The 15,441-nt window shown below is 63.5% G+C and carries 14 protein-coding genes; 6 read left to right on the top strand and 8 right to left on the bottom strand.

Annotated features, from left to right (window positions below):
- Positions 1-56 precede the first annotated feature (56 nt).
- Entirely contained in the window at positions 57-482 is a 426-nt protein-coding gene (locus MPZ60_RS15580) for a hypothetical protein (RefSeq protein ID WP_034358413.1), read from the top strand.
- Positions 483-489: 7 nt separating this feature from the next.
- Here the strand turns inward: MPZ60_RS15580 and MPZ60_RS15575 are convergent, their stop codons facing one another.
- Positions 490-1,632, bottom strand: a complete 1,143-nt coding sequence (locus MPZ60_RS15575) for a PQQ-dependent sugar dehydrogenase (RefSeq protein WP_034358411.1) — start codon at positions 1,630-1,632, stop codon at positions 490-492.
- A 187-nt stretch (positions 1,633-1,819) separates the two neighbouring features.
- On the opposite strand from MPZ60_RS15575, the gene MPZ60_RS15570 reads away from it, so the two are divergent.
- Together MPZ60_RS15570 and MPZ60_RS15565 are read left to right on the top strand one after the other, a co-directional pair.
- Entirely contained in the window at positions 1,820-2,524 is a 705-nt protein-coding gene (locus MPZ60_RS15570; RefSeq protein ID WP_003053809.1) for a YebC/PmpR family DNA-binding transcriptional regulator, read from the top strand.
- A gap of 132 nt (positions 2,525-2,656) precedes the next feature.
- Positions 2,657-4,531, top strand: coding sequence for a hypothetical protein (locus MPZ60_RS15565; RefSeq protein ID WP_242607133.1), 1,875 nt, complete (start codon positions 2,657-2,659; stop codon positions 4,529-4,531).
- A gap of 18 nt (positions 4,532-4,549) precedes the next feature.
- Here the strand turns inward: MPZ60_RS15565 and MPZ60_RS15560 are convergent, their stop codons facing one another.
- Complete coding sequence (locus MPZ60_RS15560; RefSeq protein ID WP_034358409.1) at positions 4,550-5,533, bottom strand: NAD-dependent epimerase/dehydratase family protein; 984 nt, start codon at positions 5,531-5,533, stop codon at positions 4,550-4,552.
- Positions 5,534-5,642: 109 nt separating this feature from the next.
- On the opposite strand from MPZ60_RS15560, the gene MPZ60_RS15555 reads away from it, so the two are divergent.
- A complete protein-coding gene (locus MPZ60_RS15555) occupies positions 5,643-6,092 on the top strand; it encodes a MerR family transcriptional regulator (protein ID WP_034358626.1) in 450 nt (149 codons plus the stop codon).
- Here MPZ60_RS15555 and MPZ60_RS15550 read toward each other — a convergent pair.
- Positions 6,077-6,763 (bottom strand): type 1 glutamine amidotransferase domain-containing protein, encoded by a 687-nt coding sequence (locus MPZ60_RS15550; RefSeq protein ID WP_034358407.1) that lies wholly within the window; start codon positions 6,761-6,763, stop codon positions 6,077-6,079. The genes MPZ60_RS15555 and MPZ60_RS15550 overlap by 16 nt on opposite strands.
- Before the next feature lie 292 nt (positions 6,764-7,055).
- Here MPZ60_RS15550 and MPZ60_RS15545 point away from each other — a divergent pair, with 292 nt between their 5' ends.
- Both MPZ60_RS15545 and MPZ60_RS15540 read left to right on the top strand, forming a co-directional pair.
- Positions 7,056-7,856 carry a MetQ/NlpA family ABC transporter substrate-binding protein gene (locus MPZ60_RS15545; RefSeq protein ID WP_034377632.1) on the top strand — a complete coding sequence of 267 codons (801 nt, stop codon included), beginning with the start codon at positions 7,056-7,058 and terminating at the stop codon, positions 7,854-7,856.
- A 4-nt stretch (positions 7,857-7,860) separates the two neighbouring features.
- Complete coding sequence (locus MPZ60_RS15540; protein WP_034358403.1) at positions 7,861-8,964, top strand: DUF6817 domain-containing protein; 1,104 nt, start codon at positions 7,861-7,863, stop codon at positions 8,962-8,964.
- Between the two features lie 118 nt (positions 8,965-9,082).
- On the opposite strand, the gene upp is transcribed toward MPZ60_RS15540, so the two are convergent.
- From upp to MPZ60_RS15515, 5 genes are all read right to left on the bottom strand, one after another.
- Complete coding sequence (gene upp / locus MPZ60_RS15535) at positions 9,083-9,715, bottom strand: uracil phosphoribosyltransferase (RefSeq protein ID WP_003062768.1); 633 nt, start codon at positions 9,713-9,715, stop codon at positions 9,083-9,085.
- A gap of 111 nt (positions 9,716-9,826) precedes the next feature.
- Positions 9,827-10,801, bottom strand: a complete 975-nt coding sequence (locus tag MPZ60_RS15530; protein ID WP_034358401.1) for a threo-3-hydroxy-L-aspartate ammonia-lyase — start codon at positions 10,799-10,801, stop codon at positions 9,827-9,829.
- Between the two features lie 182 nt (positions 10,802-10,983).
- Positions 10,984-11,880 (bottom strand): enoyl-CoA hydratase-related protein, encoded by an 897-nt coding sequence (locus MPZ60_RS15525; protein WP_034358398.1) that lies wholly within the window; start codon positions 11,878-11,880, stop codon positions 10,984-10,986.
- Positions 11,881-12,054: 174 nt separating this feature from the next.
- On the bottom strand, positions 12,055-13,629 hold the full coding sequence (locus MPZ60_RS15520) for a methyl-accepting chemotaxis protein (RefSeq protein ID WP_034358397.1): 1,575 nt from the start codon (positions 13,627-13,629) through the stop codon (positions 12,055-12,057).
- A 254-nt stretch (positions 13,630-13,883) separates the two neighbouring features.
- Positions 13,884-15,419 (bottom strand): helicase HerA-like C-terminal domain-containing protein, encoded by a 1,536-nt coding sequence (locus MPZ60_RS15515; RefSeq protein WP_034358396.1) that lies wholly within the window; start codon positions 15,417-15,419, stop codon positions 13,884-13,886.
- Positions 15,420-15,441: the final 22 nt, after the last annotated feature.

The raw sequence follows: 15,441 nt of genomic DNA, 5'->3' as shown, positions 1-15,441 counted from the left end.
CCGGGTGAGCATGGCGGGCCCTCAGATGTTTTGAATCAGACAGGGACAGTGGACGGATGACAGCAAAGCAAGTTCTGTGGGAGCAGCCCTATGGCAAAGGGCTGGCCCTGTTGATGTGTCTGTTCGGCTTTCTTGGCCTGATGAGCGGGTGGATGTTGCTGGAGGCCGATTTCTCCGACGGCTGGCGTACTGGCGCCAGGATTCAGTGGGCGCTGGTGCTGCAGGCCATGCTGGCGCTGAACTCGGCCATGTGCTTCACGCTGGTGTGGCTGCTGTGGACGCGCAATCGCGCAGCTTTGCTGCTGGGCGCTCTTTACGTGGTGCTCGGCGTGGTCAGCCAGGCTGGCATGTTCTGGTATGTCAGCAGGCTCGGCAGCCAGGTCGATATGCTGTCGCTGGGCTTGTGGCTGGGAGAGGCCATCTTCTGGCTCTGCATAGTGGGCTATCTCTACTGGCTCAAAAGCCGCGGCGTGCTGCGCTGATCTAAGCTCAAGGCGTTGCCAGCACGCGCATCAATTGCCCATTGGATGAATCGGTGAGCAGGTACAGCAGGCCGTCCGGTCCCTGGCGCACATCGCGTACGCGCTGGCCCAGGCGCGGCAGCAGCACTTCAGTGGCGGTGACCCTGCCATCGGCAATCTGCAGGCGCTGCAGCTGCATGGCCTTGAGCGCACCCGTGATGAAGGAGCCTTTCCAGGCCACGCCATAGCGCTCGCTGCTCAGATAGGCGAGTCCCGAAGCAGCGATGGACGGTACCCAGTAATGCCGGGGTTGTTCCATGCCCGTCTTTTCGGTGATGCCGGCACCGATCTTGCCGCCGCCATAGTTTTCGCCATAGGTAATGACGGGCCAGCCGTAATTCTTGCCTGGCTCGATGCGGTTGAGTTCATCGCCGCCCTGCGGGCCATGCTCTGTCATCCAGAGTTCGTCATCCGGCCCCAGTGCGGCGCCCTGGCTGTTGCGGTGGCCATAGCTCCAGATTTCGGCCAGCGCATCGGGCCTGCCCGCAAAGGGGTTGTCGCGAGGCACGCTGCCATCCTTGTTGACGCGCACGATCTTGCCCAGGTGGGTCTGCAGGTTCTGGGCCTCCTGCATGGCCTTGTAGCGCTCGCCCAGGCTCAGAAACAGCGAGCCGTCGGGCTTGCCGTTCACCTTGCGCTCCACTATGCGGCAGCCGAAGTGCAGGGCCGAATCGATCTTGGGGCGCTGGCTGAACAGAATCTGCACGTTTTCCAGGGCGCTGGCGTCGGCTGAGAGTCGGGCTTTGGCCATGGCCGTGCTGTTCTTGCCCCGGTCCGCTCCCTGACCCGGTTCCGAGAAGCAGAAATAGAGCTGGCGGTTGCTGGCAAAGTCGCTGTCCAGCACCACGTCCAGCAGGCCGCCTTGCCCGGCTGCGGCAATGGCGGGAAGACCTTTGAGAGGGGCGTTGAGCCTGCCCCCGGCCTCCACAATGCGCATGCGGCCGGGGCGCTCCGTGACCAGATAGCGTCCGTCTGGCAAGAAGGCCAGTGCCCAGGGGTGCTCCAGCCCCGTTGCCACGGTTTGCGTGCCCAGCTCGGCTGCCGCCAGGGCCTGCGAGCCGAGCAGGGCCAGCACGCTGCAGGTGAGGGCGTGAATGGTGATGCGGTGCATTTTTTCCTCCTAGGTGGGCGGTCAGCCGCTTGCTGTTTGCCTGTATTTATGACCCGGACTTGATGCAGTTTGCCGACAAAAGATTGCGCGCAGGTGTATAAATCCGGCTTTTGCTCGCCGATGTTTTGGCGGGCGGCTTGCGTGTGCATAGCGCGGGTTTTGACAACATTCAACAAGGAACGCAGCCATGGGCGCGCAATGGAAAGCAAAGGGCAAGGCGCTGGTCGCCGATGCCAAGGGTAAGCTGTTTGGCAAGCTGGTCAAGGAAATCATGGTTGCAGCCCGTCTGGGCGGCGGCGACCCTGCTGCCAACTCACGCCTGCGCATGGCGGTGGAAGCGGCCCGCAAGGCTTCCATGCCCAAGGACACGCTGGATCGCGCCATCAAGAAGGGCGCCGGCGTTGGCGCCGATGCCGTGAACTATTCCAGCGTGCTGTTTGAGGGCTATGCTCCTCATCGTGTGCCCGTGATGGTGGAATGTCTGACCGACAATCCCAATCGCACGGCTCCGAATATGCGTGTCTGCTTCCGCAAGGGACAGATGAGCGCCGTGGCCTGGGATTTTGACCATGTGGGCATGATCGAAGGCGAGCCTGAAAACGGTGCCGACGTCGAAATGGCCGCCATCGAAGCCGGCGCGCAAGACTTCGAAGCTGGTGAAGAAGAAGGTACCACCCTGTTCATTACCGATATTGCCGATCTGGATGCCGTGAGCAAGGCTCTGCCCGCGCAAGGCATCAAGGTGCTGTCGGTCAAGCTGGGCTACAAGGCCAAGAACCCCATCAGCATGAGCAGCCTGTCTGCCGAGCAGCAGGAAGAAGTGCAGGAATTCCTGGCCGGTCTGGAAAACGACGACGACGTGCAGCATGTCTACGCAGGTCTGGTGGACTGAAGTCATCGCAGCATGGCAAAACGAGCGGCCCCGAGGGCCGCTCTTTTTTTTGCCCCGAGTCGTCCCAGACCAGCGGCCCGGCAGCCGCTTTCTATACTGCAAGCCTGCTGAACTGTCTTGTGGATCGACTTCATGGTTTTCTTACCTCGCATTCCCGCGCCTGTTTCCCTGACCGCGATGGCGGTGGCCTTGTTGCTGGCGGGCCCTGCGCCGCAGGCGGCCGAGCCTGAAAGGCAGACGGGGGTTGCGCGACAGGCGGATTCGCCTGCCGAACAGGATTCGCCTTTTTTCAGGCTGCGCCGTGCCGTGGTTGAGGCGGCACAGGGCAGGCGCTGGGACGATGCCGTTGCCCAGGCGCGGAAGCTGCTGGACATGACGCTGCCGCGCGGCAATCCTTACGAGCAGCTCGATGCCTCCGGTTTGCTCTACGCCTTGCTCTATCAGCAAGGGCAGTACGCGCAGGCCGTGTTGCAGACCGACCGGATGATGGCTCTGGCCGCGGCCGAGGGCTACGACCCGGTCAGCGGTCAGATGCAGGCGCTGATACAGCGCGGTCTGACGGCCGCCATGATGGCCGGCGATCAGGGCGCACTGACTCGCTATCTGCAGGCGCTCCGGCAGGAGTCCAAGGCTTTTGAGCCGCTGTGGCAGTGGAATACGGCAGACCAGCAGCTGCACTACCAGGCCGCGCAGCTCAGCGTGCCGCTGGTGCAGGGGCGCTGGGTACTGGTCCAGCTGGAGCCGGCCAGGGATCGCAAGGATGTCGCGAGCCTGGAGTACGTCTATCTGAAGCCCGATGGCAGGCGCCTGCGGGTCCGCATGCGGCTCGGTTATGACGATGGTCTGAAAGACATGGACGTTGCAGCCAGGCAGCAGTTGCTGAAGCAGGAGCGCGGCAGTTTGGCCAGCGAGCAGACGCCCGAGCCTGCGCTCAGGCTGCCGGCCCTGCCGTTTGCCGACGCCTTGCAAATCCAGCAAGCCAGCCGCGAGAAAAGAGAAGAGGGGAGGCCCGACATCCTGCACCTGGACTGGGGTCTGGTGCGCGGCAACTGGAATCTGAACCTGCACGCCGAGCAAATGGACAGCGAGCGTGATAGCGCGCTGCAGCAGTTGCCCCTGCTGTGGCAGGCCATGCAATGGCCCAAAGCGCCCGAGCTGCCGCCAGAGCTACCGCGCCAGGAGCGCGAGGTGAGCCACGCCTGGCGGGTCGATGACGACTGGCCCAGGGCCGGTCAACTGGCCCGCGCGGCCTTGGCCGATGCCCAGTTTCCCGCCGAGCTGGCACGCCTGAATACGGTGGCGGGCATCTCGGCCTTCAAGGCCGGTCAGCAAGCCGAGGCCAGCCGCTATCTGGATCAGGCACTGCAGGCCTGGCCCTATGTCAGCCTGTTCAGGCTGGAGTCCGAGCTGGTGGACCTGGCCCAGCAATATGGGGCCGAGCTGGCAGCGCAGCAGGGCCGCGACGGCGATGCCGCGCGACTGATGCGCCAGTACCTGCGCAATGCTGGCGGGCTGCAGAACATCTGGGTGCAGGCCCAGGACCCGAAGGTGGCCGAGCTGGAAAATCGGCGCACCGGCATGGTGCTGCCCATGCGCGCGGCGGGCTTTCATCTGCAGGAGCCACGGGACTCGCAGCGCATGATGTACCGCGATCTGATGACCGGGCAGTTGCTTGGCCTGACCACGGGGCTGAAGATCCCCGAGTCCGACGAAGCGCAGGAAAAGCTGTTGCGCACCGCGCTGGAAAAGCAGTTCCGCCTGAAGGCGGGGAGCTTGAAGAAGCGTAGCTTCACTGCGCAGACGCGCTCCAGGGACCGCCGGCCTGAAGGTCGCCAATGGACGTTTGAAGTGAGCCCGCAGGAGAGCCGGCCGGGCTCTGCTCCCGTCAAGCGCGTCGTCTTCTGGATCGTTGATCAGGGCGAAAGCCGCGCCATCCTGCGCGCCTCGGTGGCGAGTCCGCGCGAGCAAACCCGGGCCGAGCAACTGGCCCAGGCGCTGAGCTGGTAGTTTTTTAACTATCGATTCTTATTTGATAGCTGCTTCCGAAGGTTGGGCAAGGGATTGCTGCTGATTTCTCTGGAATTCATCGGCAATCAGCGCCAGCCCCTGCCGGTAGCTGGTGACGGCAAACCCCGGAAATGCCTGCTTGAACTTGCTGGAGTCAAACAGATTGTCGTGGGCATAGCGGGGCAGCAGCTCTTGCAGCTCGGCCACGGGTTTGGAGATCAGGCTGGCTGCGCTCAGTGCCCAGCGGGGCAGCAGGTGATGGCGGGAAGACCGGAGAGGGCGACCAAAGCTCTGGCTGGCCCAGTCGATCAGTTGCTTGTAGCTGGGACGCTCATCGTCGCATGGCAGATGCCAGGTCTGGCCGTAAGCATCTGGCGTGTTGCCCAGCAAGGCCAGCGAGCGGCTGGCATCGGGCGTCCAGATCAGGGTGCGCAGACGGTCGTCACGCACCGGGGCCAGCGGGGTCTTGCCGGCCTTGAACCTGTCAATCACCAAGGTGTTGGTAATGCTCTGCGTCTGGGCCGGGCCGTAGAACTCGGGGGCGCGCGCGATCAGCACGGGAATCTCGCTGCGCGCCATCTCGGACAGCACCATCTCGGCCATGGCGGCGCGCACCCGGCCTTTGCGCCCCACAGGGGCAAACGCCGTCTGCTCGGTCTGCAGTTGCGCGTTCTGCGGGTACATATAGGTGTTGTCGAAGTAGACAAATGGAGCGCCTGCAGCGCGGCTGGCCGCCAGAGCGTTGTGCAGCATGGTCGGAAACTGCTGCTCCCAAAGCCGGGTATCGGGAGGCAGGCCTGCGGTGAAATACACCACGCTGCTGCCCTGAACGGCCCTGGCAGTCTGCTCGGCATCGAGCAGATCGGCGGCTTCGAGCAGGTCGGTGTCATGTACCTTGCGCGGGTTGCGGCTCACCAGCTTGAGCTCATCGCTGTAGTTGCGCTTGAGTTCGCGCGCCAGCTCGGTGGCGATCTGCCCGTTGGCGCCCAATATGGTCTGCATTCCTGCTCCTGGATGAATAGCTTCACCAGCCTTGATGGCCGGGAATAAGGCAAGCGTAAGCTTGAAGCTTGGTTCAAGGTCAAGCGCGGATTGCGCGAGAATGGCGGACATGAAGATCGGAGAACTCGCCCAGCGCACAGGTCTTGCCGCATCGCGCATTCGCTTTTACGAACGCATCGGTTTGCTGAGCGCTGCCCAGCGCCAGGCCAACGGCTATCGCAGCTATCCCGAGGAGGCGGTACTGGCGCTCAGGCTGATTGCCACGGCGCAGCGGGCCGGCTTCAGCCTGCAGGAGCTGCGCCAGTTGCTGCCGGGCGATCTCAAGCAGTGGCCGCATGACGAGTTGCTGGCCACACTGCATCGCAAGCTGCAGAGCATCGATCTGATGCTGGCACAGCTGACGCAAAATCGAGCCGAACTGGGCGAGCTGATCGCCCAGATCGAGGCCAGACCCGAAGACATGGACTGCGCTGGCAATGCAAGGCGCGTGCTGTCGCAGATGCGCTTGCTGGGGCGGGAGGGGGAGGCGACGGGCCGGCCCGCTCAGCCCAGCAACTGAGCCACTTGCAGGGCAGTGGCCCGGGCCGACTGCGGGTTCTGCCCCGTCACCAGCCTGCCGTCCGTCACGATCTTGGAGACAAAGGGCAGCCAGGCTTTCTCATACCGGGCACCGCGCTGGCGCATCAACGCTTCGGCGTTGTATGGCACTTGGCCGGCCACGCCGGCCAGCCTTTCTTCCAGCCAGGAAAAGCCTGTCAGCCTGCGTCCGGCGACCAGCAGCGAGCCATCGGACAGACGGGTTTCGAGCAGGCCGCAATAACCGTGGCAGACCGAGGCAACGACGCCACCGCGCTCATGAATGTCGCGCGTGATGCGCTGCAGCCCCTGAGAGGATGGAAAGTCCCACATCACGGCATGGCCGCCAGTGAAATAAATGGCATCAAAGTCTTGCGCGTCCACGGCATCAGGCGCAGCCGTGTTGGAGAGCAGGGCCATGCGCGCTGCATCCGCCAGCCACGCCCTGGCCGTGGCATCCCGGTTCGGCCATTTCAGCGAGCGCGGCTCCAGTGGCGAGCGGCCACCCAGCGGGCTGACCAGGTGCTGCGCATAACCCCGCCGAGCAAAGACTTCCCAGGCATGACTGAGCTCCGACAGCCACAGGCCGGTGGGCTCGGCAGGGTCATCGTAATGGGCGACGTTGCTGACGACGTGAAGAATGCGACGAGGCATGGGGTGTCTCCTGTGGCTCCCAACTTAAGCTTGAAGTGCAGTTCAATGTCAAGCATGCGGTGTGCTTGAGGTATTCCTGTTTTGATAGCTTTCATCGCTTTATGGGTAAGGGATTTGGCTGTTCTTATTGATATTTTCCGAGCCGCGCTGCCAGCCATTCCGCTTTGTGATGGGGGTGGGCTCCAGCCTGGCTGTTGTGGCGGGCTTTATGCGTTAAGTTTCAAGCTGCTGTCCCTGAGTGTGCACATGCTCGGCGGACCTGAGTTTCCCGGATTTGTCTTGAAAGGTGCCCATGGTGCACAAGCGCTCTCTCGTAAAAGCCCTGGCGGTTGCCGTCTTCGTACCTGCCGCATTGCTGGCCCAGGCCCAGGATCTGGCCGTGACCGTTGGCGTGACGGCCGGTCCCCACGCCCAGATTGCCGAAGTGGCCAAGCAGGTTGCAGCCAGGCAGGGCCTGAAGGTCAGGTTGGTGGAGTTTGGCGACTTCATCCAGCCCAATGCGGCGCTGTCCACCGGCGATCTCGACGCCAATATCTATCAGCACCAGCCCTTCCTCGATGCCCAGAACAAGGATCGTGGCTACAAATTGGTGCCCGTAGCCAAGGCCGTGAACCAGCAAATGGGCGTGTACTCCAGAAAGGTCAGAAAGCTGGCCGATCTCAAGAGCGGCGCGCGTGTGGGTATTCCCAACGATCCCACCAATGGCTCGCGTGCTCTGATGGTGCTGGCCAAGCAAGGATTGATCACGCTCAAGGCCGATGCCGGTGCGCGGGCTTCGGTGCTGGACATCACGGCCAATCCCAGAAAGCTCAGGTTTGTCGAGCTCGAAGCCGCCCAGCTGGCCCGCGCCCTCGATGATCTGGATGCCGCGGCTGTCAATAGCAGCTATGCCGTGGCAGCCGGTCTGTCCCCCCAGGGCGATTCGCTGGCGCTGGAAGATGTGAACACGCCTTATGTGACCGTGCTCATCGTCACGCGCGTCGGTCATGAAAACAGCAAAGGCCTGCAGGCCTTTGTGAAGGCCTACCAGTCACCCGAGGTCAAGGCCTTTGTGGAAAAGACCTTCAAGGGTGCTTACACAACCGCATGGTGACCGCATGAATCAGCCCTGGAATCAACTGGATGCGCCGCTGTTCGAGCGCGCCAAGGCCTTGCTGGACGAGGAGTGGCTGAGCCGTGACGCCGATCTGGCGCCGCTGCTGCCCGTGGTACTGGAGCGCGGCGTGGGCCAGGATTGGCACAAGGCCGGTACTTTTCGCCACCACCTGGCAGGCGTGGCGCGCTCTCTGGCGCTGTGGCAGCAACCCAGGGAGGTGCGCCAGCTGGGTCTGCTGCACAGTGTCTACGGCAATGCCTTTGTCGATCTGGTCAAGTTCGATGCCGGCAACGAGCGCGATCAGCTCAAGCGCCTGGTCGGGGAGCAGGCCGAGCATCTGGTCTATCTTTTCTGCACCATGAGCCGCACCCAGTTCGTGCAAAAGCTGCTGGCAGGCGAGCTGGGCGCCGACGGCAGCCTGCAGATTGAGCGCAACGGCCCCGAGCCGCGGGAGACCATCAGACTCACCGCCTATGAAGTGGCTGTGTTCGCGATCGTCAGCATGGCCGACAGCATGGAGCAGTGGTTCAGCTGGCAGGAAGACATCTATTCGCGTTTCCCTTCCGTGGACCACAGTCGCCAGCAGGCCGTGCACTGGGCAGCGTCGCTGTGGCCCGGCCCCATGCGCCCCAGCAGCCGCATGCTCAGCCAGATCAGCGGCCTGGGCCAGGCGCTGCAGCATCCTGCTCTCAAGACCCAGCTGCCGCTGCCACCCGTATTTGCGAACTGCAGCCAGCTGTTGAGCGCAGGCAGCGAGGCTGCGGCCGTGGCACTGTACTGGTCGGTGATTCAGCTCGATCAGCCGCTGGTCGATCTGGACGCTGCCACCGCCACGCTGGAGCAGGCCGTGGTCCTCAACCCCTGGGTGGGCGAGCCGCAGATGGTGCTGGCCCAGCTCTATCTGAGCGCGGGCCGCAGCGCCGATGCTGCTAGAGCCGCCGAGAGCGCGCTGCAGTGCTTTTGCACCTGGGGCAATGCCTGGGACAAGCGCGTGCAGTGGGATGCCTGGATTGCCTGGACGCGTATCTTGCTGCAGTCGGCCCGGCAGGACAGCTGGCCTGCACGGCTGGACAAGCTCAACAATATGGCGCTGAATCAGGTCTGAGCTGGATCTGAAATTGATAGCTGCCAGCGCTTGATAGATAAGCTCTGCAGGCTGTTCTGAGCATGAAAAAAGCCCCAGGACCTTGCGCCTGGGGCTTTTTGTTGGCAAGCAGCCGTGCTTACTTGGTGCCGAAGATACGGTCGCCCGCATCACCCAGGCCGGGCAGGATGTAGCCATGGCTGTCCAGCTCGCGGTCCACGGCGGCGGTGTAGATGTCCACATCGGGGTGGGCGGCCTGCATGGTCTTCACGCCTTCGGGGGCGGCCAGCAGGCACATGAACTTGATGGACTTGGGCGCGCTCTTGTCCTTGAGCTGCTGCACGGCCGCCACGGCCGAGTTGCCGGTGGCCAGCATGGGGTCGACCACGATCACGTCGCGCTCGCCCATGTTCTCGGGCATCTTGTAGTAGTACTCGACGGGCTTGAGGGTCTCGGGGTCGCGGAACAGGCCGATGTGACCGATACGGGCACCGGGCACCACGTTGAGCATGCCGTCCAGGAAGCCGTTGCCTGCGCGCAGGATGGAGACCAGCGCCAGCTTTTTGCCGTCGATGACCTTGCCCATGGTCTTTTCCATGGGGGTTTCGATCTCGACATCCTGCAGCGGGAAGTCGCGCGTCAGCTCATAGGCCATCAGCGTGGACAGCTCGCCCAGCATGCGGCGAAAGCTGTTGGTCGATGCTTCCTTGCGGCGCATCAGTGTCAGTTTGTGCTGGACCAGGGGGTGGTCGATCAAATGCAAAGTGCTCATGTTCTTGGTCTTTGTGGTGAAGGCAGGCAGGCCCGCTTGTGGCGGGCTCGTGCTTGCAAAATTGAGATCAGGCGGATGCGGGCCGGGCCGCAACGGACGCTATTTTCGCTGTCACTCGGACAGCAGGCTGGCAAAACGCTCTAAATCCACATTGCCGCCACTGATCACAATGCCCACGCGCTTGCCCTTGAGCGGCAAACCGCCGTGGATGGCGGCTGCCAGAGACAGCGATCCCGTGGGCTCGACCACGATTTTCATGCGCTCGGCATAAAAGCGCATGGCCTGGACCAATTGCTCGTCGTTGACGGTAAGAACCTCGTTCACTCGCTGCTGGATGATGGCAAAGGTCAGATCGCCCGGCGCCTGGGTCTGAGCACCGTCGGCAATGGTGCGCGGCGTAGCTATCTTGACGATATGGCCGGCGCGCAGCGACTGCTGCACATCGTTGCCGGCTTCGGGCTCGACGCCGATCACCTTGCATTGCGGAGCCAGGGCGTTGGCGGCCAGCAGACTGCCCGAGAGCAGACCGCCGCCGCCCAGGCAGACAAACAGATAGTCCAGATCCGGTACTTCTTCCAGCAGCTCCTTGACGGCCGTGCCCTGGCCGGCAATCACGTCGCGGTGGTTGTAGGGCGGGATCAGCGTCATACCGCGCTCGGTCGCCAGCTTGTCGGCGATGGCTTCGCGGTCTTCGGTGAAGCGGTTGTAGGTGACGACCTGGGCGCCATAGCCGCGCGTGGCCGCCATCTTGGAGGCCGGTGCATCCTCGGGCATGACGATCAGGGCAGGCATGTCCAGCAACTGCGCTGCCTGGGCAATGGCCTGGGCATGGTTGCCTGAGGAAAAGGCCAGGGCACCGCCCTTGCGCTGCTCGGGCGTGAACTGTGCCAGAGCGTTGTAGGCGCCGCGAAACTTGAAAGCACCTATGCGCTGCAGGTTCTCGCACTTGAAGAACAGGCGCGCGCCCAGCTGTTCGTCCATGGTGCGGCTGGTCAGTACCGGCGTGCGGTGGGCTACGCCCTGCAGGCGCTGGGCAGCGGCCACGACATCGTCATAAGTGGGCAGGGGGGCGGTATTTGTGCTCATGGCAAGACAGGCTGGGGTGGTGACTGATCCATGATAGCGGGGCATGGTCCACTTCAACCCGAATTGCTGCGTTGCAGCTCATCGACACTTCGATGGTGTGCTGCAGCGCATCGAAAAGATAGGCAAACAAGAGCAGGGATAGCATGCGGCCCTTTTTTTGAAAAGGGCTGGTTGCTATCTAATCAGGAGCGATTGCCCGCTTGGGGCAGCGCTGGTGCAAACGCCTGCAGCGGCTCCAGCGGGGGGAAGTCGCCGGCGCGCTTGGCCTGCATGGCACTCACGGCCTCCATGACATGGCGGTTGCTCCAGATACCGCTCTGCACCCAGCCCATTTGCTGCAGCGAGTCGCTCACGCTGTGGTCGCGCGCGTAATTGATCACCTGCTTGCTGCCCCAGATGGCCACGGGCGGCTTGGCCGCAATTTCGCGCGCGCAGGCGAGAGCTGCTGTGACGGTGGCTTCGGGCGTGTCGTAGACGGCGTTGACCAGACCGTGGCTGGCGGCCTCCTGTGCAGTCATGCGGCGGCCGGTGTAGGCCAGCTCCTTGACGATGCCCAGCGGCATCAGCTTGGGCAGGCGCTGCAGGCTGCCCAGGTCGGCGGTCATGCCGATATTGATCTCCTGCACGCAGAAAAAGGACTCGGCGCTGGCATAGCGTATGCAGGCAGTGGCCACCAGATCCAGCCCACCACCCACGCAGGCGCCCTGAATGGCACAGATCACGGGCATGCGCAGGGCTTCGATCTTGTTGAAGGTGGACTGCAACTGGGCCAGGGTGTCGATGATGGCTGCGCGGCCCTCGGGCGTGCGGTCGTTGGGCGCAAAGGCAGGGTCGGCAAAGGTCTCGAGTGCCATGCCGGCGCAAAAATGCTTGCCCGTGCTGCTGATTACCAGGGCGCGCGACTGGCCGCTGCGCTGCAGCGTATCCAGCACCAGGTCCAGCTCCTGCCAGAACCTGGGATTCAGGGTGTTGAAGGCATCGGGGCGGTTGAGCACCAGATGGGCAATATGGTCAACCAGGTCCAGGCGAAAGCTGCTCAGACCGGCGGTCAGCAAGGTGTCGTCAGAGGTATGGGGCATGCCGGCATGGTGTCTTGCTGCGTAGGCTGCGCCAGTCACACTTGCGACTGCAGACAGAAAAACCGGTCTGGGTCAAACCTGCGGTGTCAGCCATTCCTTCCTGGGTGCAATGGAGGGAACGGCGGAGAAACTGGTGAAGAGATGGATGCTGTGTTCCAGCAACTTCAACCAGGATCAGGCAGTCAGGGCCGGCGCTCTGTCCGCAGCCTGGACCTTGAATACGGCCACCATGCCGGTGAGGCGCTGGGCCTGGTCGCTCAGCGAGACGGCGGCAGCCGTGGATTCCTCGACCAGGGCGGCATTCTGCTGCGTCATCTGATCCAGATTGGTCACGGCCTGGTTGACCTGGCTGATGCCGTCATGCTGCTCCATGGCCGAGGCACTGATCTCGCCAATCATGTCCGAGACCTTGCCGACGCTGCTGACGATCTCTTCCATCACGCGGCCTGCCTGGGAGACCTGGTCGGCGCCTTCCTGGGCGGCATCCACGGAGGTGGTGATGAGCGCCTTGATCTCCTTGGCGGCCTCGGCACTGCGGTGGGCCAGGGCGCGCACCTCGCCGGCGACCACGGCGAAGCCCCGGCCTTGCTCGCCGGCGCGCGCGGCTTCGACAGCCGCGTTGAGGGCCAGGATATTGGTCTGGAAGGCGATGGAGTCGATCACGCCGATGATGTCGGAGATGCGGTGCGCGCTGTCGCTGATGCGTCCCATGCTGCTGACCACGGACTGCACCACATGGCCGCCACGCTGGGCCACTTGTGCGGCATTGCCTGCCAGATGGTTGGCCTGGCGCGCGGTGTCCGAGGCCTGGGCGACGGTGGCGGTCAGCTGCTCCATGCTGGCTGCGGTTTCCTCAAGATTGGCGGCGGTCTGCTCGGTGCGTGCGGACAGATCGTGGTTGCCGGTGGCGATTTCGGCCGAGGCGGTGCTGATGGAGTGCACGCTGGTGCGTACATCGGCCACCAGGCTGCGCAGTTGGGCAGCCATGGTCGAGACGGAGCTCAGCAGGCGGCCGAACTCGTCATGGCGGTCGTTGCCGGCGGTTACCGTGAGATCGCCCTGCGCAATGGCCTGGGTCAGCTCCACGGCTTCGTTCAGAGGCTGGGTGATGGAGCGGGTGAGGGCCAGCGCCAGGCCCAGAGCGGCCGTCAGCACCAGGGCCTGAACCACCCAGGACAGCCAGATCGCTTTTTGCTGATCTTGCTGCAACTGAAGGCTGGCGGCGTCGCGCTGCTGCTCCTGCAGCTTCACAAAGTCCTGCAGCGAATCGGCGTAGCGGCCAATGGCACCCAGATATTGCTGGCGGATGAAGTCGCGCATGGCTTCGATATCGCCGGTCAGCTTGATCTCGCGCGCCTGCTTGTTCAGCGCCAGAACCTCGGCACGCACGGCTGCGATCTTCTGCAGGGCGGCCTTGTCGGCATCGCTTTGAGCCAGTTTGATGACCTGTGCCTGCAGTGCCCCATTGACGGCCACGCCTTCGCTGACACGCTCGTCCATGCGCTGGGTCAGCGCCTCGTCGGTGGTCATATTGCTGGTGAGCACGCGCTCGCCCGTGGTCTCGGTCGCACCTTTCCACTGCAGGGCGAGGTTGATGCGATTGTCATAGTCGGCCAGGGTCTGCATGCCGGTCTGCAGGGCCTGGGTGGACGAGTGCTGGTTCCAGAGCGAGACGGCCAGCATCATGGTCAGAAGCCCGCCCAAAGTGCACCACAGCTTGGTGGAGACACGCCATTGATTGAATTGCATTGGCTGAAAATATTGCAAAAGCACTGCCTGGCCGGAGCGAACTGGTGGTCTGCGGCAAGACCGGGCAGCGTGGTTAGCGTAGAGAAAGAAGCGGCTGTGCAGGCACAGCACCGTTCCAGGAGACTGGCGGCAGGCACCAGGAGCTGGATTTATTATGTATCGACATAATGAGTGCGGCCTTGAGGATTTTCTCTGCTGCGGCCATGAAAAAGGCCTGCTGAAGCAGGCCTTGGGAGCGGGGCGTGGTTTAGCGCTCAGCGTTTCTTGTTGCCCAGAATGCCGCCCAGCACGCCGCGCAGGATTTCCTTGCCCAGGCTGTTGCCCACGGTGCGCACCGTGGACTTGGCCATGGTCTGCACCAGGCCGTCGTGCTGGCCGCCGCGCGGGCCGGTGCGACCGAACAGTAGCTCCTTGAGTCCGTCCATCATGGAGTCTGTGGCGCTGGCTTGCTGGGTCGAGCCTGCCGCAGCGGCAGCGGCAGGGGCGTCACCGGGCTTGGCAGGCGTGGCGCTCGCAGTGCGGTCGTGCAATATCTCGAAGGCGGATTCGCGGTCTACGGCCTTCTCGTAGACGCCGGCGACCAGGGAGCCATCGATCAGCGCCTTGCGCTGCTCGGCCGTGATGGGGCCGAGCTGGCTGCCGGGCGGGATCACGAACACGCGCTCGGTCACGCTGGGGCGGCCTTTTTCGTCGAGGAAGCTGACCAGGGCCTCGCCCACGGCCAGCTCGGTGATGGCCGCGGCAATGTCCAGGCCGGGATTGGGGCGCATGGTGGAGGCGGCCGAGGCCACGGCCTTCTGGTCGCGCGGGGTGAAGGCGCGCAAGGCATGCTGCACGCGGTTGCCCAGCTGCCCAAGCACGCTGTCGGGAACGTCCAGCGGGTTCTGGGTGACGAAGTACACGCCCACGCCCTTGGAGCGCACCAGGCGCACGACCAGCTCGATGCGCTCGATCAGCACCTTGGGCGCATCGTTGAACAGCAGGTGGGCCTCGTCAAAGAAAAACACCAGCTTGGGCTTCTCGGGGTCGCCGATTTCCGGCAATTGCTCGAACAGCTCGGACAGAAGCCAGAGCAAAAAAGTCGAGTACAGGCGCGGCGCGTTCATCAGCTTGTCCGCCGCCAGCACATTGACCACGCCCATGCCGTTGGCGTCGGTCTGCATCAGATCGTTGATGTCGAGCATGGGCTCGCCAAAGAACTTGTCGCCGCCCTGGCTTTCGATGGTCAGCAGTCCGCGCTGTATGGCTCCCACGCTGGCCGAGCTGATGTTGCCGTACTGGGTGGTGAACTGCTTGGCGTTGTCGCCCACGAAGTTCAGCATGGCGCGCAGATCCTTGAGGTCCAGCAGCAGCATGCCGTTGTCGTCGGCGATCTTGAACACCAGATTGAGCACGCCCATCTGGGTCTCGTTCAGATTCAGCATGCGGCCTATGAGCAGAGGGCCCATGTCCGAGATGGTGGCGCGCACGGGATGGCCCTGCTCGCCGAACACATCCCACAGCGTGGCGGGGCAGGCCAGGGGCTGGGGCAGGTCCAGGCCGCGCTCCTTGAGCGAGGCGGCCAGCTTGTCGCCTATCTTGCCGGCCTGGCTGATACCGCTCAGGTCTCCTTTGACGTCGGCCATGAAGACCGGCACGCCTATCTGCGAGAAGCTTTCGGCCAGTTTTTGCAGCGTGACGGTCTTGCCGGTGCCGGTGGCACCGGTGATCAGGCCATGCCGATTGGCCAGTCCGGGCAGCAGTACACATTCTGTGGCAGAGTGCTGGGCAATCAAAAGGGGTGAAGCCATTTCGGGTTTCCTCTGGGGGGGC

It is taken from the genome of Comamonas sp. 7D-2, from assembly GCF_022749555.1.
Taxonomy (GTDB): domain Bacteria; phylum Pseudomonadota; class Gammaproteobacteria; order Burkholderiales; family Burkholderiaceae_C; genus Comamonas; species Comamonas thiooxydans.
This window is presented reverse-complemented; position numbering and strand designations above follow the sequence as displayed.